This is a genomic window from Stenotrophomonas sp. YJH_SMC_110 (assembly GCF_059369255.1).
Window position 1 is genome coordinate 60,423 of the sequence record NZ_JCAFSM010000003.1, and the last position, 19,928, is coordinate 80,350.

Annotated in this window: 17 protein-coding genes; 8 read left to right on the forward strand and 9 right to left on the reverse strand. The window is 67.5% G+C overall.

The window, feature by feature from the left end; genetic code table 11:
- Nucleotides 1-13: 13 nt before the first annotated feature.
- The gene (locus AC5P6H_RS07340; protein WP_126412060.1) at nucleotides 14-1,162 is read right to left on the reverse strand and encodes an efflux RND transporter periplasmic adaptor subunit; all 1,149 of its coding nucleotides are present in this window, start codon (nucleotides 1,160-1,162) and stop codon (nucleotides 14-16) included.
- A 129-nt stretch (nucleotides 1,163-1,291) separates the two neighbouring features.
- Between AC5P6H_RS07340 and AC5P6H_RS07345 the strand changes: the two genes are divergently transcribed.
- Both AC5P6H_RS07345 and AC5P6H_RS07350 read left to right on the forward strand, forming a co-directional pair.
- Nucleotides 1,292-2,008: a response regulator gene (locus AC5P6H_RS07345; RefSeq protein ID WP_014646978.1), complete on the forward strand. Its 717-nt coding sequence runs from the start codon at nucleotides 1,292-1,294 to the stop codon at nucleotides 2,006-2,008.
- Nucleotides 2,008-3,084 (forward strand): ATP-binding protein, encoded by a 1,077-nt coding sequence (locus AC5P6H_RS07350; protein ID WP_495202434.1) that lies wholly within the window; start codon nucleotides 2,008-2,010, stop codon nucleotides 3,082-3,084. Before AC5P6H_RS07345 ends, AC5P6H_RS07350 begins: the two co-directional genes overlap by 1 nt.
- Here the strand turns inward: AC5P6H_RS07350 and AC5P6H_RS07355 are convergent.
- The 3 genes from AC5P6H_RS07355 to AC5P6H_RS07365 all read right to left on the reverse strand — a co-directional run bounded on the left by AC5P6H_RS07355 (nucleotide 3,062) and on the right by AC5P6H_RS07365 (nucleotide 6,718).
- The gene (locus AC5P6H_RS07355; protein WP_495202435.1) at nucleotides 3,062-4,957 is read right to left on the reverse strand and encodes a DUF7844 domain-containing protein; all 1,896 of its coding nucleotides are present in this window, start codon (nucleotides 4,955-4,957) and stop codon (nucleotides 3,062-3,064) included. The genes AC5P6H_RS07350 and AC5P6H_RS07355 overlap by 23 nt on opposite strands.
- A gap of 10 nt (nucleotides 4,958-4,967) precedes the next feature.
- Nucleotides 4,968-5,267: a DUF2388 domain-containing protein gene (locus AC5P6H_RS07360; RefSeq protein ID WP_014646975.1), complete on the reverse strand. Its 300-nt coding sequence runs from the start codon at nucleotides 5,265-5,267 to the stop codon at nucleotides 4,968-4,970.
- Nucleotides 5,268-5,329: 62 nt separating this feature from the next.
- On the reverse strand, nucleotides 5,330-6,718 hold the full coding sequence (locus tag AC5P6H_RS07365) for an FAD-binding oxidoreductase (RefSeq protein WP_495202436.1): 1,389 nt from the start codon (nucleotides 6,716-6,718) through the stop codon (nucleotides 5,330-5,332).
- A 168-nt stretch (nucleotides 6,719-6,886) separates the two neighbouring features.
- Here AC5P6H_RS07365 and serA point away from each other — a divergent pair, with 168 nt between their 5' ends.
- The gene (serA, locus tag AC5P6H_RS07370; protein WP_005416356.1) at nucleotides 6,887-8,128 is read left to right on the forward strand and encodes a phosphoglycerate dehydrogenase; all 1,242 of its coding nucleotides are present in this window, start codon (nucleotides 6,887-6,889) and stop codon (nucleotides 8,126-8,128) included.
- A 125-nt stretch (nucleotides 8,129-8,253) separates the two neighbouring features.
- Here serA and AC5P6H_RS07375 read toward each other — a convergent pair whose 3' ends face one another.
- Nucleotides 8,254-8,646, reverse strand: a complete 393-nt coding sequence (locus AC5P6H_RS07375; protein ID WP_197606709.1) for a hypothetical protein — start codon at nucleotides 8,644-8,646, stop codon at nucleotides 8,254-8,256.
- The gene (locus tag AC5P6H_RS07380) at nucleotides 8,646-9,260 is read right to left on the reverse strand and encodes an NUDIX hydrolase (protein WP_197606707.1); all 615 of its coding nucleotides are present in this window, start codon (nucleotides 9,258-9,260) and stop codon (nucleotides 8,646-8,648) included. Before AC5P6H_RS07380 ends, AC5P6H_RS07375 begins: the two co-directional genes overlap by 1 nt.
- A 131-nt stretch (nucleotides 9,261-9,391) precedes the next feature.
- Between AC5P6H_RS07380 and AC5P6H_RS07385 the strand changes: the two genes are divergently transcribed.
- The 5 genes from AC5P6H_RS07385 to mtnC all read left to right on the forward strand — a co-directional run bounded on the left by AC5P6H_RS07385 (nucleotide 9,392) and on the right by mtnC (nucleotide 14,924).
- Nucleotides 9,392-10,867 carry an amino acid permease gene (locus AC5P6H_RS07385; protein WP_014646972.1) on the forward strand — a complete coding sequence of 492 codons (1,476 nt, stop codon included), beginning with the start codon at nucleotides 9,392-9,394 and terminating at the stop codon, nucleotides 10,865-10,867.
- Nucleotides 10,868-10,948: 81 nt separating this feature from the next.
- Nucleotides 10,949-12,376, forward strand: a complete 1,428-nt coding sequence (locus AC5P6H_RS07390; protein ID WP_046429981.1) for an amino acid permease — start codon at nucleotides 10,949-10,951, stop codon at nucleotides 12,374-12,376.
- Between the two features lie 557 nt (nucleotides 12,377-12,933).
- The gene (locus AC5P6H_RS07395) at nucleotides 12,934-13,575 is read left to right on the forward strand and encodes a methylthioribulose 1-phosphate dehydratase (protein ID WP_041863375.1); all 642 of its coding nucleotides are present in this window, start codon (nucleotides 12,934-12,936) and stop codon (nucleotides 13,573-13,575) included.
- Between the two features lie 92 nt (nucleotides 13,576-13,667).
- A complete protein-coding gene (locus AC5P6H_RS07400) occupies nucleotides 13,668-14,225 on the forward strand; it encodes a 1,2-dihydroxy-3-keto-5-methylthiopentene dioxygenase (RefSeq protein ID WP_005409451.1) in 558 nt (185 codons plus the stop codon).
- 3 nt (nucleotides 14,226-14,228) lie between these two features.
- Nucleotides 14,229-14,924 (forward strand): acireductone synthase, encoded by a 696-nt coding sequence (gene mtnC, locus AC5P6H_RS07405; RefSeq protein WP_014646969.1) that lies wholly within the window; start codon nucleotides 14,229-14,231, stop codon nucleotides 14,922-14,924.
- Nucleotides 14,925-15,010: 86 nt separating this feature from the next.
- On the opposite strand, the gene AC5P6H_RS07410 is transcribed toward mtnC, so the two are convergent.
- The 3 genes from AC5P6H_RS07410 to AC5P6H_RS07420 form a co-directional block, all read right to left on the reverse strand.
- Nucleotides 15,011-17,629 carry a beta-mannosidase gene (locus tag AC5P6H_RS07410; protein ID WP_495202437.1) on the reverse strand — a complete coding sequence of 873 codons (2,619 nt, stop codon included), beginning with the start codon at nucleotides 17,627-17,629 and terminating at the stop codon, nucleotides 15,011-15,013.
- A gap of 77 nt (nucleotides 17,630-17,706) precedes the next feature.
- Entirely contained in the window at nucleotides 17,707-18,933 is a 1,227-nt protein-coding gene (locus tag AC5P6H_RS07415; RefSeq protein WP_495202438.1) for an AGE family epimerase/isomerase, read from the reverse strand.
- Nucleotides 18,930-19,925 carry a PfkB family carbohydrate kinase gene (locus tag AC5P6H_RS07420; RefSeq protein ID WP_169412503.1) on the reverse strand — a complete coding sequence of 332 codons (996 nt, stop codon included), beginning with the start codon at nucleotides 19,923-19,925 and terminating at the stop codon, nucleotides 18,930-18,932. Before AC5P6H_RS07420 ends, AC5P6H_RS07415 begins: the two co-directional genes overlap by 4 nt.
- Between the last annotated feature and the right edge of the window lie 3 nt (nucleotides 19,926-19,928).

Here is a 19,928-nt window from a genome sequence, read left to right on the forward strand (position 1 = left end):
TCCCGGTAAAGGCTCAGCCCTTGCTGCCGGCCTGCACCGCACCGGCGCTGGCGACCGGCTTCTGCCAGTCGCGCGCATCGACCACCACGCCTTCCTGCAGGCGCTCCTGGCCCTCGACCACCACTTTCTCGCCGGCCTTCAGGCCCGCGCGCACCAGCCACTGGCGATCGACGCTGCCGTCCACCTCCAGCGTGCGGATCACCGCCCTGCCGTCGGCGCCGATCACCCAGGCATAGGCCTGGCCACCGGCGCTGCGCAGCACCGCCTGCTGTGGCACGGTCAACGCGCTGGCCGGGGCACCCCGCGGCACCCTCGCGCGCACATACATGCCGGGCAGCAGCTGCCGCCGCGGGTTGTCCACCAGGATGCGCAGGATCACATCACCCGTCCGTGCATCGACATTGATACCGGAGAACAGCAGCTGGCCACGCTCGGGCAGCGGCTTGCCGGCGGCACCGATGATGGTCACCGGCAGCTTGTCGCCGCCGGCCGCACTGCGCTGCAGCGACTCCAGCTGTGCCGCCGGCTGGCGCACATCCACGTAGACCTGGTCGATCTGCTGTACCACGGCCATCGGCTCGGCATCGGCCACGCCGACCAGCGCACCTTCGGTCACCAATGCCTGATCGATACGGCCGGCAATCGGTGCGCTGACCGTGGCATAGCGCAGGTCGAGCTGGCGACGGGACAGGATCGCGCGCGCTTCATTCACTGCCGCGCGTGCCTGCTCGTACTCGGCGCTGGCGTCGTCCCGATGCTGCTGGCTGACCGCCTGCGCGGCAGCCAGGGCGTGCAGGCGCTGCGACTGCACGCGACTGCGGCCCAACGCCGCCTCACTGCGCTGCAGTGCGGCCAGCGCCGAATCGACGTCGGCCCGGAACGCTGCCGGGTCAATCTGGAACAAGGCCTGGCCGACACTGACTTCCGCCCCCTGGTCGAACAGGCGCCGCTGCACGATGCCGCCCACCTGTGCGCGGATCTGCGCGGTGCGCACCGCCGCGACGCGGCCTGGCAGTTCGTCGTCACGTTGCACCACCTGCGGGCCGACGCTGATCACGCTGACGCGCGGCGCCGCCTCGGGGGTGGCTTCGGGAGTGGAGCAGGCCGTCATGGCCAAGGCGAGGGCCGCGATCAACGCGACCGGAGTCCTGAAGGTTCTCATTGCTGTGCACAATGCCGCGCAGGCGGGGGATAGGTTCTGAAGCGCGCAGTCTGCGTGGCGATGATGGGGTTTCGATGGAGGAACTGTGGAGATACGATGGAGGCAAGCACCTTACGGCCCCGCCCCTGCATGCATGCCTCCCCTGCCCTCGCCGCCCTCGTCCTGATCGTCGAGGATGAGGCCGAGATCGCTGACATTCTCTGCGCCTACCTGGAACGCGAAGGACTGCGCACGCTGCGCGCCGCCGATGGCCACAGCGCACTGGACCTGCACCGCAGCGCCCGGCCCGACCTGGTCCTGCTCGATGTGCAGCTGCCGCGCCTGGACGGCTGGAGCGTGCTGACCCAGCTGCGCCAGCGCGGCGAGACGCCGGTGATCATGCTGACCGCACTGGACCAGGACCTGGACAAGCTGACCGCGCTGCGGATGGGCGCTGATGACTACGTGGTCAAGCCCTTCAACCCGGCCGAGGTGGCCGCGCGCGTGCGCGCCGTACTGCGGCGCACGCTGCGCGCCGCGCGCGTGGACGCACCCACCGCGTTGCGCGTCGGCCCGCTGCTGATCGACTCGGCCACCCACGCGGTGCACGTGGAGGGCGAAGGCTACAGCCACGAAGTGCTGCTCACCCTCACCGAGTTCAAGCTGCTGCACTGCATGGCGCTGGCGCCGACGCGCATCTTCAGCCGCAGCGAGCTGATGCACGAATGCCTGCCGGAAAGCGAAGCACTGGAGCGCACCGTCGACAGCCATGTCAGCAAGCTGCGCCGCAAGCTGGATGAAGTGGGCATGGTCAACGTCCCAGCCAGCGTGCGTGGCGTCGGCTACCGGCTGATGGCCGATCGCTGATGCCCTCCCTGCGCCGCTCCGGGCTGAGCCGCCACATCATCGTTTCGATGTCGCTGATGGTGATCGGCGTCATCGTGATGATGATCCTGTCATCGTGGCTGCTGTACGCGGTGCTGGTCGAGTTCTTCCCCGGCAGTGCAGAGGAGCCGGAAAGCTGGCTGCCGACCGGCCCGGAACTGGCATGGATGGTGGGCGTGATCCTGACCGGGCTGGCGCTGGCCATCGCCGCCTCGTTCCGCCTCGCCCACCGCATCCTGTCGCCGCTGAATTCGCTGGTGGACAGCGTGCGTGCGCTCGCGGGCGGCGACCTGGGTGCACGCGCCAGCGTCGAGGAAAATTCGCCGGGCGAAGTGGCGACCCTGGTCGAGGACTTCAATGCGATGGCGCGCCGCCTGCAGCACATGGAGAGCGAGCGCGCGATGTGGCACGCGGCCATCGCCCATGAGCTGCGCACGCCGGTGACGATCCTGCGTGGCCGCCTGCAGGGGCTGGCAGAGGGTGTGTTCCAGCCAGACGAGTCGCAGTTCCGCAGCCTGCTGGCCCAGGTCGAAGGGCTGTCACGGCTGATCGAGGACCTGCGCGTGCTGAGCCTGTCCGACAACGCGCGGCTGGACGTGCGTCGCGCGCGCACCGACGTGGTGGCCGAGGTGCATTCGGTGATGACCCTGGTCGATCCACAGTTCCGCGCCGCCGGCTTCGTGCTGGAGCTGGAAACCAGCCGCGAGGAACACAACGCGCACTGCGACCCGACCCGCCTGCGCCAGGCATTGCTGGCGCTGCTGGAGAACGCGCGGCGCTATGCCAGCCCGGGCAAGGTGCGGATTGCAGTGCATGACACGCCCGGCCACGTGCAGGTGGCGATCGAAGACGAGGGTCCGGGCATCGACCCGGAACTGCACGCGGATATCTTCACCCCGTTCATGCGTGGCGACGGTTCGCGTTCGCGACAGGGCGGCGGCAGCGGGCTCGGCCTGGCGGTGGTCAAGGCCATCGCCGACGCGCACGGTGGCCGCGTCTACTGCATCCAGGGCAGCGCCGGCGGCAGCCGCTTCGTCATCGAACTGCCGCGCCAGTAGCCGGGCGGGCTGCCTGCGTACGCAGGTGTGCACCGAGTGCGGCCAGATTGGCGTCGATCGCATCCATTTCCTCGCGCTGGCGGATCGGCAGCTGCTGGCGCAGCTGGCCACGCAATGCCTGCCACGCCGGGACCGCCTGCGCACTGGCAGTGGCCACGGCCGCGGACAGCAGCGCCTGCTCGTCGCCCAGCGGCAATCCATAGCCGTCATCCTGCAGCAGCGTCCCCGGGCGCAGCCACTGCCCGCTCTGCTCCAGCAACCCGCGCAGGCTGCGCGTTTCAGCGCTGTCCGGTGCGGCCAGCAGCTGCCGCTTGAGCACATCGCGTGCGCGCAGCTCGGCGCGCCGCTGCGCGGCCTGTTCCAGCAGCAACAGGCCGGCACTGGCACGCAGGTCACCCTGCAGCAGCCACGGTGCGCGTTGCTGTGCAGACAGCTTCAACCAGCCGCGCACATCACGAGCGGGCAAGGCCAGCTGAGCCGCGGCCACTGCGAACAACTGCTGGTAGTGGTCGCGCGCCGAGGCGAAGTAGTAGCCCTGCGCCTGCGCTGCAGTGCGGTCCGCCAGTACCCTCTCGTCGAGCACATCCAGCCGCACCAGTCGCCGCTTCAGGCCGCGCGGACTCAGTTGGGCCAGGCCCGCCTCGCCAAGGCGCGGCACCCCGGCCTGCAGCAGCTTGGCGGTTTCCACCGCGCAGTTGTTGCTGACGAAGTAATAGCGCCCGTCATAGCTCCAGTGCACCTGCGCGGTGCGCTCGAGCAGGCTGGCGATTTCGCTGCGGCCCAGCTGCAGCGGCAGCGACTGCAGCCCGCGCAGCTCGACCTTGGTGTACTCGTCCACCACCTGCTGCAGGGGCAGCACGAACAGCCGCGACGGATAGCCGCCGGTCAGGCCACGCCAGTTGGATATCTGCACGTCGCCCACGAACGCGCGGAACGACAGCACGCGGTGGTACTCCAGGTCCAGGCGGCAGTCCGGCCCAGGTACGCGGCCCGGCTTGCAGACCACCAGCCGCAGCATGCTGTGGCCCCAGCGACTCATCGGCTGCGCACTGCCTTCGGCGAACAGGTAGTCCACCGCGTAGACGCGCGCCGGGTCGAACTGCAGCAGCGATGCAGCGCCCTCCTCCGATTCGGCCTGCAGCAGGGGCAGCGTCGTGGCGCACCGCGGCCGTGGCAGCGACGGTGGTGTTCCGAAATGCGCCTGGTACCACTGCGCCAACGCGGGCCGCCGGCAGGCGAACTCGCCGTCGAGCACGAAATGCTCGGCATTCACGGCCAGGTACTCGGCCGGGTTCGCCAGTTCATAGACATCCGGGCTGCGATCACGGAAATCGTTATCGCCCCGGCCGAGGTGCCAGGGCCTGCGCTGCCAGCCCGCAAGGTCACGCCATCGCACGCTCTGCGACCAGTTCGCACCGCCACGGTCGGCGACGTGGGTCAGTTCATGCACCAGCGCACTGCGGCGCGCGCGGCGGTTGCCGGGCATGCCGTCATCCAGCAGGGTGCGGCGCAACGTAATGCGGCCGGCGAAAGCGCGCCCGTGCACCTCGGCGGGAAGGTCATCACTCCAGCGCACCTGCACCTGAGCCGGCAAAGCGCGCAGCAGGCCTTCCGGCAGCAGGGACTGCACGTCGGCCAGGGTCTGGCTGGCGAGCTGCTGCTGCGTCGGATCGAGACCGGAGGGATCGAGCTGCAGCCGATCAGCCGCGTGGACGGAAGGGATGAGCAGCCATGCCAATGCGGCGATCCACCCGCACCGCACGCTGTGCTTCCGTAGAGCCGAGCCATGCTCGGCTGCTGTTGCGATCCGGGTGCGCCGGGCATCCAGCCGGGCATGGCTCGGCTCTGCAGAACGCGATGACGCCGAGGTCATGCAGCCCGCATCAACGCGCCAGCAGCGCGCGGGCCAGTTCCAGGTCGCTCTGTTGCTGTGCGGCAGCGCTCTGCTCGCGCAGGTGGACCAGCGCGGCCTGCAGGCGGGCGCCACGGATCTGGCCGTCGCTGGCGACGAACGCAGCGGCATCGTCGCGCGCGGCTCGCACCACCTTGTCGTCGCCCGAGCTGCTGCCCGAGGAACCGGAGGAGGCACCGGTCGCCGAACCGGCCGAGGTGCCAGCGAAGCTGGAAGCGAAGCCGGCCAGCGGCAGGGACAGCAGGGCGAGCAGCAGAAGCGGACGGGTCATCGGTTCGAAGCCGGTTGTGAAGGTGCGTGGAGCGTAACGGGTACGTGAAGGATTTGCCCGGCTCAGGCGTCGAACAGCTTGCCGGGATTCAGCCGCGCTTGGGGATCGAACGCGCGTTTGACCGCCTTCATGAGCGCGATCTCGGCGGGGCCGCGGGTGCTGTCCAGGTAGCCCTTCTTGACCAGTCCGATGCCGTGCTCGGCCGAGATGCTGCCATCGAAGCGGGCCAGCACCTGCGCCAGCAGCTTGGTCACGTGCTCGCACTGCGCCACGAAGTCGGCGTCGCTGGTGTCGTCCGGCTTGAGCACGTTGATGTGCAGGTTGCCATCGCCGATATGGCCGAACCAGACCACGTCGAAGTGCGGGTAGGCCTGCCCGATCAGTGCCTGGGTCTCGGCCAGAAACGCCGGCATCGCCGAGATCCGCACCGAGACGTCATTCTTGTAAGGCTTGTAGCGCGCCAGCGATTCGGTGATGCCTTCGCGCAGGCGCCACAGCTGGGCGGCCTGGGCATCGCTGGCGCTGATCACACCGTCGCTGACCCAGCCGTTGCCCATGCAGTCCTCGAAGGCCGCCATCGCCGCGGCTTCCTGTGCCTCGTCGTTGGCCGCGAACTCGGTGACGACGTAGTACGGATGCACCTCGCCGAACGGTGCCTGCGCGCCATGCGCCAGCACGTGCTCCAGCGCCCGGTCGGTGAAGAACTCGAAGGCCTGCAGCTGCAGGCGCGCGCGGAACGCGGCGAACACCTGCATCAGCACCTCGAAGCTGGGTACTGCCAGCAGCATCACGTTGCTGGCCGGCGGCGGATCGGTGAGTTTCACTGTCGCCTCGACGATCACGCCCAGCGTGCCTTCCGAACCGATCAGCAGCTGGCGGAAGTCATAGCCGCTGGAGTTCTTGATCAGGCCCTTGTTGAGCTCCAGCAGTTCGCCGCTGGCGGTAACCACCTTCAGCCCGGCGATCCACTCGCGGGTGTTGCCGTAGCGGATCACGCGGATGCCGCCGGCATTGGTGGCGATGTTGCCGCCGATCGTGCACGACCCGCGCGCGGCGAAGTCCACCGGGTAGATCAGGCCGTGGTCCAGCGCGGCGTTGTGCACGGCCTCCAGCGGCATGCCGGCCTGCACCACCAGGGTGCGATCGACCGCGTCGTAGGCCAGCGCCTTGTTCATCCGCTCCAGGCTCAGCACCAGCTCGCCATTGGCCGCCACCGCGCCACCGGAAAGGCCGGTACGGCCGCCGGACGGCACCACGGGCACGCCCTCGCCCGCACTCCAGCGCATCACCGCCTGTACCTCTTGCACCGTGGCCGGCAGTGCGATCGCCAGCGGCGCCGGCGTCCAGCGCCGGGTCCAGTCGCGCCCGTAATGCTCCAGGTCAGCCGGGTCGATCTTCAGCTTCAGGCCGGGACAGGCCTGCTGCAGCGAGGCAATGCGGGAATCGGTCATGACGGTCCAACGCGGTGCGTGAAGACGGGCAAGCGTGCCAGCGGTACGCGCCAGCGTCCAGCCCCGCAGCGATACAGATAGCTACGGATGCAACCAATTGCGCACTGCACCATGGGCGCTTCGATCTGGCATAGTGGTCAGCCCCTGTCCCACTGGCCGTGTTGCCCCATGTCGCCGAAGAAGACCTCGTTCCCCAAGCAGGATATCCGCGTGCTGTTGCTGGAGGGGGTCAGCCAGACCGCCGTGGAGGTGTTCAGCGCCGCCGGCTACAGCCAGATCGAGGCGCACACCAAGGCACTGCCCGAGGACGAACTGAAGGCGCGCATCGCCGAGGCGCACATCGTCGGCATCCGTTCGCGCACCCAGCTCAGCGCCGAGGTGCTGGCCGAGGCCAAGCGCCTGATCGCGGTGGGCTGCTTCTGCATCGGCACCAACCAGGTCGACCTGGACGCGGCCGAGCTGGCCGGCATCCCGGTGTTCAACGCGCCCTACTCCAATACCCGCAGCGTGGCCGAGCTGGTGATCGCCGAGGCGATCATGCTGACCCGTGGCATTCCGCAGAAGAACGCCGAATGCCATCGCGGCGGCTGGTCGAAGTCGGCCAGCGGCAGCCATGAGGTGCGTGGCAAGACCCTGGGCATCATCGGCTATGGCCACATCGGCACCCAGGTCGGCGTGCTGGCCGAATCGCTGGGCATGCAGGTGATCTTCCACGACGTGGAAACCAAGCTGGCGCTGGGCAATGCCCGTGCCGCGGCGAGCCTGGACGATCTGCTGGCCCGCGCCGACATCGTCACCCTGCACGTGCCGGAGACCCCGGCCACGCAGTGGATGATCGGCAGCACCGAGCTGGCGAAGATGCGCAAGGGCGCGCACCTGATCAATGCCGCGCGCGGCACCGTGGTCGACATCGATGCACTGGACGCGGCCCTGGCCAGCGGCCACGTCGGTGGTGCCGCGCTGGACGTGTTCCCGGTCGAACCGAAGGGCAATGGCGATATCTTCGAATCGCCGCTGACCCGCCACGACAACGTGATCCTGACCCCGCACGTGGGCGGCAGCACGCTGGAAGCGCAGGACAACATCGGCGTGGAGGTGGCGGCCAAGCTGGTGCGCTACAGCGACAACGGCAGCACCCTGTCGGCGGTCAATTTCCCGGAAGTGACCCTGCCCGAACACGAAGACAGCCTGCGCCTGCTGCACATCCACCAGAACGTGCCGGGCGTGCTGTCCAGGGTCAACGAGATCTTCTCGCGCCACAACGTCAACATCGACGGCCAGTTCCTGCGCACCGACCCGAAGGTGGGCTACGTGGTGATTGACATCACCGCCAGCGAGGCGCAGGCCGCCGCCGTCCGCGACGAACTGGCCGCGATTCCAGGCACGCTGCGGACGCGCATCTTGTATTGAGCAAGGCGTCGCCGGGCATGCCCCGGCGGATTGCTTCCGGCGTCGCACCATCCACGCATGGCGTGGATCTACTGGCGTTTCGCGCTATCCCGCAGTAGATCCACGCCATGCGTGGATGGAACACCTCAGAACCTTACGGCGTGGAGGTTCTTGTAAAAGTCCCAATGGATCAGAACCCTGTCTTCCATCGACAGGAACAGCGTATCGACGAAATCCAGCTCCTCGGCATGAACCAGCCAGTCCTGCGGGCGGCTGCCCAGCGAAGGTACCGCCCCATCCACCTGGACAACCGTCAACGCAGCCTCGCTTGGCAAGCCAACAGCATCTGCAATGGCGCTCAACTCCTGCGCCAGCCGCTCCCGCCCCACCCCGGGGACCTCCAGGCGCGATGGCACGCGCTCCCAGTCGATGGATGTGATGACTGGCAATGCAGCCTTGATCATCGCAAGGGCAGCATCGTGCTTCGCCTCGCCACAGGCATGAGCCGCAACAAACGCGGCACAGCCGTCCGAGAGCATCAACGTGCCAGCCAGCGGCGCGCCATGCGCTGCATGGATTCATCCGACGCCGGGTCGGCCGCGACCTCGGTTACCGGCCGCCAGGCCAGGTCCAGCGATTCCTCGCTGAGCACGAATGCCTCGCCACCGAGCGCCCGGATCACGAAACGCACGTCGTAGTGCCAGTGCCCCGGCACATCCTTGCGCTCGGGAATCCAGTGCTTGTCCAGATCGAAGATGGCGGGGTCTTCCAGTACCAGGCCGCTCAGACCGGACTCCTCCTCGGCTTCCTTCAGCGCCACCCGGGCCAGGTCGCGGTCACCGTCGGCGTGGCCGCCCAGCTGCAGCCAGCGCTGCAGCTTGCGATGGTGGGTGAGCAGCAGGCGCTGGCCATCGGCGCTGACCAGCCAGCAGCTGGCGGTGAAGTGGCCGGCCAGGCGCTCGCGGCGGAACGGATCTTCCGGATCATCCAGCAATGTGCCGAATTCGGCAGCCAGGGCGTCGTGGGCGGGTTCGCGGCGCGCGTAGTCCCGGAGCAGGCCGCGCAGGCGATCGTCAAGCGCGGCAAGGGTTTCGGCGGTCTGGCTCATGAATGGGGGCGGTTCGGAAAAATACTGCTCATTATCGCCGTTCATTGTTGCGATTGCGCTTGTGCGTTGGCTTCAGCTTTGGCTAAGGTACAGCGGGCCGTTCGCACGGCCTTCACCATCAAGGCAGCCGGCAACGTATCGGCCGCCCACCCCATCCGATCACTAGGAAGTACTGCATGCTGAAAGCTCTGTTGAGGGTCAAGCCGGTCGAGCCGGCCGGGCACGTCGATGCCGGCGAACCCATCGAAGGCAGCCTGGACGGCGAAGCCACGTTGAAACGGACCCTCACGGCTAAACACCTCATCCTGCTGGGCGTGGGTGCGGTGATCGGCGCAGGCATCTTCGTGCTGACCGGCCAGGCCGCAGCCAACCACGCGGGCCCGGCGGTGATGCTGTCGTTCGTGCTGGCCGGTTTCGCCTGTGCGCTGGCAGGCCTGTGCTATGCCGAGTTCGCGGCGATGATGCCGGTCTCCGGCAGTGCCTACTCCTATTCCTACGCCACCCTCGGCGAAGGCATGGCCTGGTTCATCGGCTGGTGCCTGGTGCTGGAGTACCTGTTCGCCTCGGCCTCGGTCGCGGTGGGCTGGTCGGCCTACCTGATCAGCTTCATCACCACCACGCTGCACATGCCCTTCCCGGACATGCTCAGCGCCGCGCCCATCGCCTGGACCGGCAGCGAGTTCGTCTCCTCCGGCAAGCTGTTCAACCTGCCGGCGGTGCTGATCGTGGCGGCGGTATCCGGCCTGCTGTACGTGGGCGTGACCCAGTCGGCGTTCGTCAACGCGATCATCGTGGCGATCAAGGTCACCGTCATCTGCCTGTTCATCGGCATCGGCGCGGCCCACATCGACCCGGCCAACTGGCACCCGTTCATTCCGGAAAACACCGGCGTGCCGGGTGAGTTCGGCTGGAGCGGTATCTTCCGCGCCGCCACCATCGTGTTCTTCGCGTACATCGGCTTCGATGCGGTCTCCACCGCTGCTGGCGAGACCAAGGACCCGCAACGCAACATGCCGATCGGCCTGCTCGGCTCGCTGGCCGTGTGCACGATCGTCTACATCATCGTCTGTGCGGTGCTGACCGGCATGATGCCGTACCACCTGCTGGGCACCGACAAGCCGGTGGCGACCGCGCTGGAGCCCTACCCGACCCTGTCCTGGCTGAAGACGTTCGTGGAAGTCGGCGCCATCGCCGGCCTGTCCTCGGTGGTGCTGGTGATGATGATGGGCCAGACCCGCATCGCCTACACCATCTCCCGCGACGGCCTGCTGCCGAAGTTCTTCGGCAAGGTCCACGCCCGCTTCCGCACCCCGTACGTCGCCACCATCGTGGTCGGCGTGATCGCCGCCGCGCTGGCCGGCCTGGTGCCGCTGAACGTGCTGGGCGAGCTGGTCTCGATGGGCACCCTGCTGGCCTTCGCCACGGTCTGCATCGGCGTGCTGGTGCTGCGCTATTCCAAGCCGGACCTGCACCGCCCGTTCCGCGTGCCGATGGTCTGGATCATCTGCCCGCTCGGCGCGGCCACCTGCCTGTTCCTGTTCTGGCAGGCGTTCGTGGTGCATTGGCACCTGTTCGTTGGCTGGACGCTGCTCGGCCTGCTGATTTACCTGGGCTACGGCATCCGCAACAGCAAGCTCGCCAAGTCGCCCTGATCCGCCTTCGGGCCGGCCTCGCGCCGGCCCGTCCGTTTTCCCGCGCGCCGCCCATGGCGCGCTTCGACAAGACCACCACACATGTTCAAGCAACTGTGGGCCACCAAGCATCCGCATGCCGCCCATGAAGACGCCAACGGCCTGAGCCTGCGTCGCCACCTTGGCCCCTGGGGGCTGACCGCCCTGGGCATCGGCGCGGTGATCGGCGGCGGCATCTTCGTCATCACCGGCCAGGCCGCCGCCAACCACGCCGGCCCGGCGATCATGCTGTCCTTCGTGCTGGCCGCCATCTGCTGCGCCTTCTGCGCGCTGGCCTATGCCGAATTCGCCTCGATGGTGCCGGTCTCCGGCAGCGCCTACACCTACACCTACGCCACCTTCGGCGAGCTCTCGGCCTGGTTCATCGGCTGGATGCTGGTGCTCGAGTACGGCGTCTCCGCCTCGGCGGTGGCGGTCAGCTGGACCGGTTATTTCCTCAGCCTGCTCAGCCAGTTCGACATCCATCTACCGGCGGCACTGGTCAGCGCGCCACTGGACGCGCAGCTGCGCCCCACCGGCGCGATCGCCAACCTGCCCGCCGCCGCACTGGTGCTGCTGCTGACCTGGCTGTGCTACGTCGGCATCAGCAAGTCCTCGGCGATGAACATGGCGATGGTCGTGCTCAAGACCGGCCTGATCGTGCTGGTCATCGTGGTCGGCTGGAAATACGTGGACACCAGCAACTGGACCCCGTTCATTCCGGCCAATGAAGGCCCGGGCAAGTACGGCATGGAAGGCGTGCTGCGTGGCGCGGCGATGGTGTTCTTCGCCTACATCGGTTTCGAGGCGGTATCGGTGGCGGCGCAGGAATCGAAGAACCCGCAGCGTGACATGCCGATCGGCATGATGCTGTCGCTGGTGATCTGCACCGTGTTGTATATCGCAATGGCCGCAGTGATGACTGGCCTGGTGCCGTTCCAGCTGCTGGGCACCGACGAGCCGGTGGTGACTGCCGTGGCCGCGCACCCACAGCTGGGCTGGCTGCGCTGGGTGGTCGAGGTCGGTGCGCTGGTCGGCCTGTCTTCGGTGGTGCTGGTGATGATCATCGGCCAGCCGCGCATCTTCATGATCATGGGCCGCGACGGCCTGCTGCCACCGGTGTTCACCAGGATCCACCCGAAGTACCGCACCCCGCACATCAACACCGTGATCACCGGCATCGGCATCGCGCTGCTGGCGGCGCTGTTCCCGCTGGACATCCTGGGCGAGCTGACCTCGATGGGCACGCTGATCGCGTTCGCCGCAGTCTGTGCCGGCGTGCTGATCCTGCGCCGCACCCAGCCGGACCTGCCGCGCCCGTTCCGCATGCCGATGGCGTGGCTGATCTGCGGCCTGGGCGTGCTGAGCTGCCTGGCGCTGCTGTCGGCGATGACGATGCACAACTGGATGCTGATGGGGGTGTGGACGGTCGTCGGTTTCGTGATCTATTTCTGCTACGGGTTCCGGCACAGCCGCCTGCGGGGTCAGTAAGGGGTTTTTGTATTGCAGGGCCTGCGGCCCTGCACCCGCCTTTGAAGCCGGAGCGCCGGCAAGAGCTGGGCTGAGGGTTTGGCGGGGAGGGGGGAGATTGCGGGGGACGCTGCAAGTACATCCCTGTAAGCTCGGTCGCCGCATCCATGCGGCTCACGCCCCCGCAACCTCCCCCCTCCCCGCCTCCGACAGTCTCCTGGCACGTCCGGTAGATCCACGCCATGCGTGGATGAATTGCGTCTGAGAGATGAATTCTCTCCGGTCGATGAATCCCCTGTAGAGCCGAGCCATGCTCGGCTCCGAGCAAGCCCAGCGCCGCGACCCGCTTTCCGCTTTTTCTTCTTCACTCCGTGGCTGGCCGCACGCCGGAACCTGTCCGAGGCGGGGCGGGTGGGCCGTGCAGGGGCGTTGGCGCCATGTATGGCGCCATCGAGCTTACAGGGACGTACTTGCAGCGTCCCCTGCACGGCCCACCCGCCCCGCCCCGCCCATGAACCGCTCTACACGACCCGCCACGAGGGGCTCAGCCGTTGGCCGAATCCAGTAAAATCGCCGGCATGAACGCCCCCACCTTCCCGTACGACACCGCGCGCCTGAGCGAACTGGCCCAGCTGCTGATCGACAACGTCCGCGAACTGGCGCACGCCGGCTGGACCCCGGCCACCAGCAGCAATTTCTCCCACCGCCTGGATGACCGCCACGCCGCGATCACCGTGTCCGGCAAGGACAAGGGCCGGCTGATCGAGGACGACATCATGGTGGTGGACTTCGACGGCCTGGCCGTCGGTCGCCCGCTGCGCCCGTCCGCCGAGACCCTGCTGCACACCCAGCTGTACCGCCGCTTCCCGGAAATCGGCTGTGTGCTGCATACGCATTCGCCGGTGCAGACCATCGCTTCGCGCCTGTACGCGCCGCAGGGTCATATCCGCCTGGAAGGCTACGAGCTGCTGAAGGCCTTCGCCGGCAACAGCACCCATGAAATGGCCATCGACGTACCGGTGTTCGCCAACACCCAGGACATGAACGTGCTCTCGGCGCAGGTCGACGACCTGCTCGACCGGCAGAACCTGTGGGGTTACCTGATCGACGGCCACGGCCTGTATGCCTGGGGCCGTGACATGGCCGAGGCGCGCCGGCACCTGGAAGCCTTCGAATTCCTGTTCCACTGCGAGCTCGAGCTGCGCAAGCTGCGCGGCTGAGCCCGCGCGCAGGTGCAGATGCCGATCCGGAATCTGCGCCTCGCCCCCACCCTGCTACCCTGTCTTCCCCCCGAGACGTTCAAGCTGCCGCCATGAGCCGACTGCGCATCTACGACGACACCCGCCCCGAATCGCCGCTGCTGGACACCCAGGACGGCGCGGTCATCGCTGCCGAGCTGCAGAAGATCGGCGTCACCTTCGAGCGCTGGCAGGCCACCGCGCCAGTCGCGCCGGGCGCCAGCCAGGAGGAAGTGTTCGCCGCCTACCGTGCGGACATCGACCGCCTGGTCGCCGAGCGCGGCTTCAAGAGCGTGGACGTGGCCTCGATCGCCCCGGACAACCCGAACCGCGCCGAGCTGCGCAAGAAGTTCCTCGACGAGCACTTCCACAAGGAAGACGAGGTGCGCTTCTTCGTCGCAGGCTCGGGCCTGTTCACCCTGCACGTGGGTGACAAGGTCTATGAGATCGAGTGCGTGAAGGACGACCTGATCGCCGTGCCCGATGGCACCACCCACTGGTTCGACATGGGCGATGAACCGAGCTTCGTGGCGATCCGCTTCTTCACCGAACCGGACGGCTGGGTGGGTCATTTCACCGGCACCGACATCGCGCAGAAGTTCCCCCGTTACGTACCTACCCAGGCGTCCTGATCCATGCAGCCCCGCGTCATCCTGACCGACATCGAAGGCACCACCAGCAGCATCTCGTTCGTCAAGAACGTGCTGTTCCCCTATGCCCGCAAGGCCTTGCCCGCGTTCGTCGCCGAACATGGCCAGCAGCCGGAGGTCCGCCGCTGGCTGGACGCGGTGGCTACCGAGATCGGCGGCGCCTGCCAGGACAGCCTGGTGGCCGAGACGCTGCAGGGCTGGATTGACCAGGACCGCAAGCACACCGCACTGAAGGCGCTGCAGGGCCTGATCTGGGATGAGGGCTACCGTCGCGGCGACTACACCGCGCACTTCTACCCGGAAGTGGCACCGGTGCTGAAGGGCTGGCATGCCTCCGGCCTGCCGCTGTACGTGTACTCCTCCGGCTCGGTGCCGGCGCAGAAGCTGTTCTTCGGCTTCAGCGATGCCGGTGACCTCAGCCCGCTGGTGTCGGGCTGGTTCGATACCGAGATGGGTGGCAAACGTGAGGCCGACAGCTACCGCCGCATCGTGCAGGCCATTGGCGTGCCGGCCGGCGAGATCCTGTTCCTGTCCGATGTGGTCGAAGAACTGGATGCTGCCCGCGAAGCCGGCCTGCAGACCCGGCTGATCGACCGCCTGGATGACTACCCGATGCCGCGTACCGGCCAGTCCGCCAACGGCCACGAGCGGGTCGAGAACTTCCAGCAGATCCAGCTGTAAGCAGGAAAAAGGGGACGGAGGGGATTAAGTCGTTTGTGGCCCATGTGTGCCACAAACGACTTAATCCCCTCCGTCCCCTTTTTTGCTCAACGGTCGTTGAGGGTCTTCACCCTCAGCGCCTCGCGCAGGGTAACCAGATCCACCGGGCCGCGCACCGCGATATCGCGGATTTCACCCGGCAGCAGATCCAGCAGGTTTTCTTCGACCTGCACGTCCAGCGCACCGAAGTCGATCCACGTCGCGCGCACATACGCCGCGCTTTCCAGCCGCAGTCGATAGTGGTCGCCTTCGATGGACAAGGTGGCCTTGAGCTTCTGCCGCGGCAATACCTGGTCCTTGGCTTCGACGAATCCGACCACCTGCCGTGCGCTCACCGCCCCGTTCTGCAGCAGCTCAAACACCGCCACCGTGCGCTTCGGATCGGCACCGGCCAGCAACTCGGCATCGCGAAAATCACCGATCGAGGTGACGCCCGACGCCGCCAGCGTCACCGCATCCTCGCGACGGCGCAGCACCTTCCCTTCCACGTCCATCACCCGCAGCCGCCAACGTGCATCCAGCGCCACACCGTCATTGATCAGGCGTACCCGCGTGCTGCCCTCATCGCGCAGCGCGGCTACCGTGACCGGCGCGAAGAAGCGCCGCGCGGCGAAGTGCAGCGCCTTCCAGCGGCCGAAGTAATCCACGCTGGACCACGAGGCGCCTGGCCAGACATCGTTGAGCTGCCAGTACAGCGAACCCATCGTGTATGGCCGGGAGGCGCGATGATGCAGCGCCGCCAGTGCAATGCCATCGGCCTGCATGACCTGGCTGAGGTAGACGAAGTCCTCGAAGTCCTTCGGCGTGCCATAGCCCTGTTCGATGTAGTGCAGCAGGCGGCTGTTGCCCTCGCCGGCCATGAATTTCTGGTGCGCGCGGATCACCGGGCTGTCGATGCGCTGTTCGGCGCGGGTGGCGATCTGGTCCACCGTCGCCACCGACGGCCACGCCTGCAGCCCGTACTCGGACATGAAGCGCGGCGTCTCACGCAGGTAGGCCTGCACCGGCAGCGCCGGATTGCCCCAGACCTGCCAGTAGTGCTTGTCGCCGCGGGTGGAATCGTTGGCCTTCTCGTCCAGATCGTTGCTGGGCGAACTGGACCAGTACGGTACGCCCAGTCCTTCCTCGCCCACCACCTGGCGCAGGTCGTTGCCGAACAGGTCGACATAGCCCTGCCAGACCTTCGCCGCAAATGCCGGGTCGGCCGCCTTCAGGTCGCGGCCGTGACCCCAGTCCTTCCAGGCGGTTTCTTCCTCGTTGTTGCCACACCACAGCACGATGCTGGGGTGATGGCGCAGCCTGCGCACGTTGTCGCGCGCCTCGGCCACCACGCTGGCACGGAAGGCCGGATCGTAGCCCGGCTGCATGCCGCCGCCGAACATGAAGTCCTGCCAGACCAGCAGGCCCAGTTCGTCGGCGATGTCGAAGAACGCGTCGTCCTCGTAGTAGCCACCGCCCCAATTGCGCAGCATGTTCATGTTGGCGTCGCGCGCGGCGGTCAGCACCTGGCGCAGACGTGCTGCGTCGACGCGTGCGGGGAAGGCATCGAACGGAATGACGTTGGCGCCCTTGGCGAAGATCGGCACGCCGTTGATGACGAAGGCGAAGCCCTGCCCGCCCTTGCCGTCCTCTTCGCGGCGCAGTTCGACCGTGCGCAGGCCGATGCGCTGCTCGCGCACCAGCGTTGCGTCGGCACCGCCATCCAGGCGCGCCTGCACGGTATAGCGATCCTGCGCACCATGGCCGACCGGCCACCACCGCTTCGGTTCCGCCAGTTCAATCGGTAGTTCAACACTGTTCTGCCCGGGCTTCAGCAGTACGGTGCGCTGCTGCTGGGCCACGCTGCGACCCTGCGGATCGAGGACTTCCACATTGACGACCGCAGAACCGGTGGCGCTGCCCTGCTCCACCTGCAGCAGCACCGCCAGCTTCGCCTGCTCCGCGCTCAATGCATCGGTGCGCACGGCAAGACTGGTCAGGCGGTGCGTATCCCAGGCCTGCAGGTCGACCCCGCGCCAGACCCCGGCGGTGACATAACGCGGGCCCCAGTCCCAACCGAAGTGGTAGGCCGGCTTGCGCGCGAAGTTTCCGACCATCGCGTCCTTCGGCTCATCGCCATACGGCGACGGGTAGTTGCCAGCGATCCTGTGTGGCATCGCCTGTACGCCCGGAAGCAGCGTGCGGATCGGTGAGCGGAACACGATCTGCAGTTCATTGCCCCTGGCGCGCAGATGCCCTTCCACGCGCGCGCGCCAGGTCCGGTGCGCGTTGTCCGCGCGCAGCAGCGGCTTGCCGTTGAGGCTTACTTCGGCATAAGTGTCCAGCCCGTCGAAGCGCAGTTCGGCATGGGGCTTGGCCAGCATCGCCGCGTCCACGTCGAAGCGCGCGCGGTACTCCCAGGCCGCCAGGCCGATCCATTGCAGCTCCGCTTCGGGCGCACCCACGTACGGGTCGCGGATCAGCGCATGCGCCAGCAGGTCGGTGTGCACGCTGCCCGGCACCGTTGCCGCACGCCATTGCTGCAGGCCTGGGTGGGCGGCGCCCTGCGCGTCGCCGGGCAGCATGCGGAACTCCCACTGTGCCTGCAGAGGCGCTGCAATTGCCGGGAAGGCCGACGTTGCGACCAGCAGCAGGAGCAGACGGACAACGAGGGAAAGACGATGCACGCGGAGCTCCTGTTTTTCCGCCGGGCGTGGCCCGGCGCTACTGATTCCGATTCATCATGCGTATGGCGACACGCGCCTCAACGCACCACGTTCAACACTTCGTAGCACGCGCCCATGGTGTGGTAATCCACCTTGCCGGCCGGGCTCTTCTCGTCGCTGTACTTGCGGTTGTCGGCATCGAGGATGCGGAACCAGGCGCCGAACTGATGGTCGACGAAGTGTTCCCACGAATACGCCCAGATGCGTTCGTACCACTGCCAGTAGCGGTCATCGCCGGTGCGCTTGGCCATCAGTGCGGCGGTCGCCAGCGTTTCGGCCTGCACCCAGAAGTACTTGTCGTCGTCGCAGACGAAGCTGTCGCCACCGATCGGCGCGCCATCCATGCCCGGCTGCCGGCGCGATTCCGGTGCGAAGCCGTAGTACAGGCCACCTCGCGCTTCGTCCCAGCTGCGCGCCACGGCCACGTCGAACAGGTGCTGCGCGGTCGGCACCAGCCAGTCGGCCTGCACGTGGCGATCGAGGATCAGCAGCAGCTTGGCCCACTCGGTCTGGTGCCCCGGTTGGAAGCCCCACGGGCGGAACAGGTGCTTGGGGTCGTCCAGGTTGTAGTCCCAGTCGATCTCCCAGTTCTCATCGTAGTGTTCCCAGACCAGCCCGCCGGCCTTGGCCGCCTGGCGGCGGGTCATGTTGTCGGCCAGCTGCAGCGCGCGCTCCACATAGCGCTGCTCGCCACTGGCCTCGAACGCGGCCAGCATCGCCTCGCACATGTGCATGTTGGCGTTCTGTCCACGGTAGCCGGTGAAGTTCCACTGGCCGTCCGCTTCATCCTTGTAGAGCCCGTGCTGCGGCTCCCAGAAGCGCGCTTCCAGCAGCTGCCAGGTCTCGTCCATCCACGCGCGCGCCTGCTCGATACCTGCCTTCAGCGCGCAGCTGTAGGCCAGCAGCACGAAGGCCACGCCGTAGCAGTGGTTCATGTCGTCCTCGACCTTGCCATCACGCAGGGTCCAGGCATAGCCGCCGGTGGCGGGGTTGCGGTGCACCTCGCGCAGGTATCGCACGCCGTGCTCGACCGCGTCGCGGTACTCGGCATTGCCGAACTCGCGGTAGGCCATCGCGTAGTTGAAGACGAAACGGGTGCTGCTCACCAGGTGGCGATGGCTGGCATCGTAGATGCTGCCGTCGTCACGGAAGTAGTGGAAGAAGCCACCGTCCGGATCGATGCAGCGCGGATGGTAGAACGCCATGGTATCGGCGATGTGCGCGCGCAGGAACGCGGGCGAACGGAAATCGGGCGAGGTGCTCATGCAGTAATGTCCTGTGCCTGCAGCAGCTGCTGCACTTCATCGAGCGAGGGCATCGCGGCGAACGCGCCCTTGCGGGTAACAGCCAGCGCGCCGACCGCTGCGCCGAAGCGCAGCGTGGCGGTGATCGCCTCCGGGTCCTGGCAGAAGGCGGTAAAACCGGCACCGGCCCCGCCGCGCTCCAGCAGGCCAACCAGCACGCCACCGACGAAGGCATCACCGGCCGCCGTGGTGTCGACCGTGGCCACGCGGAAGCTGGTGACAGTGCCGTGGTTGTCGCGGGTGTACCAGTGCAGCGTGGCTGCACCATCGGTGACGATCACCCAGCGCGCCCGCGCGGCCAGCAGGCGCCGCAGCACCGCCGCCTCGCCATCGGCGCCCAGCGGCGCGGCCAGGTAGTCCAGCTCCTCGCGCGACAGCTTGACCAGGTCGGCGCGTTCCAGCGCCTGCCACAGGCGCGGCGTCGGGTCCTCGTTCGCCGGCCACAGGGCAGGACGCAGGTTGAGGTCCAGGCTGACCACCGCACCGGCAGCGCGGGCCCGTTCCATGCCGGCGAAGGTCGCCTCGGCGATGGCCGGCTCGGTCAGGCTGTTGGAACAGACGTGGAAGCATTGCGCGCTGTCGAGGCACGCCGCCTGGAAGTCGCTGTCACGGAACAGCAGGTCAGCCGCCGGCGGGCGGTAGAAACTGAAGCTGCGCTCGCCATTGGCATCCAGGGCCACGAAGGCCAGTGCGGTCTTGGCCGCGTCGGTGCGCACGATGTAATCGGTACCCACGCCGTGCTCGACCAGGCTGTCGGCCAGGAAGTCGCCGAACATGTCGCGGCCCAGCATGCCGACAAACTGGGTCTTCGCACCCAGCCGCGCAGCCGCCACCGCGACGTTGGCCGGCGCCCCACCGGCGTACTGCAGGAACGCACGCGGGGTGTCGGCCGAGGCCGGCGGCTGTGCTAGTAGATCGATCAAAATTTCGCCGAAGCAAACGATGGCACCCATTCC

Bases quoted from the DNA above. Each gene is read 5' to 3' on its own strand.
- AC5P6H_RS07345 (WP_014646978.1), top strand. From the start codon at position 1,292: ATGCATGCCTCCCCTGCCCTCGCCGCCCTCGTCCTGATCGTCGAGGAT.
- AC5P6H_RS07340 (WP_126412060.1), bottom strand. From the start codon at position 1,162: ATGAGAACCTTCAGGACTCCGGTCGCGTTGATCGCGGCCCTCGCCTTG.
- AC5P6H_RS07350 (WP_495202434.1), top strand. From the start codon at position 2,008: ATGCCCTCCCTGCGCCGCTCCGGGCTGAGCCGCCACATCATCGTTTCG.
- AC5P6H_RS07415 (WP_495202438.1), bottom strand. From the start codon at position 18,933: ATGAGCACCTCGCCCGATTTCCGTTCGCCCGCGTTCCTGCGCGCGCAC.
- AC5P6H_RS07395 (WP_041863375.1), top strand. From the start codon at position 12,934: ATGAACGCCCCCACCTTCCCGTACGACACCGCGCGCCTGAGCGAACTG.
- AC5P6H_RS07385 (WP_014646972.1), top strand. From the start codon at position 9,392: ATGCTGAAAGCTCTGTTGAGGGTCAAGCCGGTCGAGCCGGCCGGGCAC.
- AC5P6H_RS07355 (WP_495202435.1), bottom strand. From the start codon at position 4,957: ATGACCTCGGCGTCATCGCGTTCTGCAGAGCCGAGCCATGCCCGGCTG.
- AC5P6H_RS07380 (WP_197606707.1), bottom strand. From the start codon at position 9,260: ATGAACGGCGATAATGAGCAGTATTTTTCCGAACCGCCCCCATTCATG.
- AC5P6H_RS07375 (WP_197606709.1), bottom strand. From the start codon at position 8,646: ATGCTCTCGGACGGCTGTGCCGCGTTTGTTGCGGCTCATGCCTGTGGC.
- AC5P6H_RS07390 (WP_046429981.1), top strand. From the start codon at position 10,949: ATGTTCAAGCAACTGTGGGCCACCAAGCATCCGCATGCCGCCCATGAA.
- serA (WP_005416356.1), top strand. From the start codon at position 6,887: ATGTCGCCGAAGAAGACCTCGTTCCCCAAGCAGGATATCCGCGTGCTG.
- AC5P6H_RS07400 (WP_005409451.1), top strand. From the start codon at position 13,668: ATGAGCCGACTGCGCATCTACGACGACACCCGCCCCGAATCGCCGCTG.
- mtnC (WP_014646969.1), top strand. From the start codon at position 14,229: ATGCAGCCCCGCGTCATCCTGACCGACATCGAAGGCACCACCAGCAGC.
- AC5P6H_RS07420 (WP_169412503.1), bottom strand. From the start codon at position 19,925: ATGGGTGCCATCGTTTGCTTCGGCGAAATTTTGATCGATCTACTAGCA.
- AC5P6H_RS07365 (WP_495202436.1), bottom strand. From the start codon at position 6,718: ATGACCGATTCCCGCATTGCCTCGCTGCAGCAGGCCTGTCCCGGCCTG.
- AC5P6H_RS07360 (WP_014646975.1), bottom strand. From the start codon at position 5,267: ATGACCCGTCCGCTTCTGCTGCTCGCCCTGCTGTCCCTGCCGCTGGCC.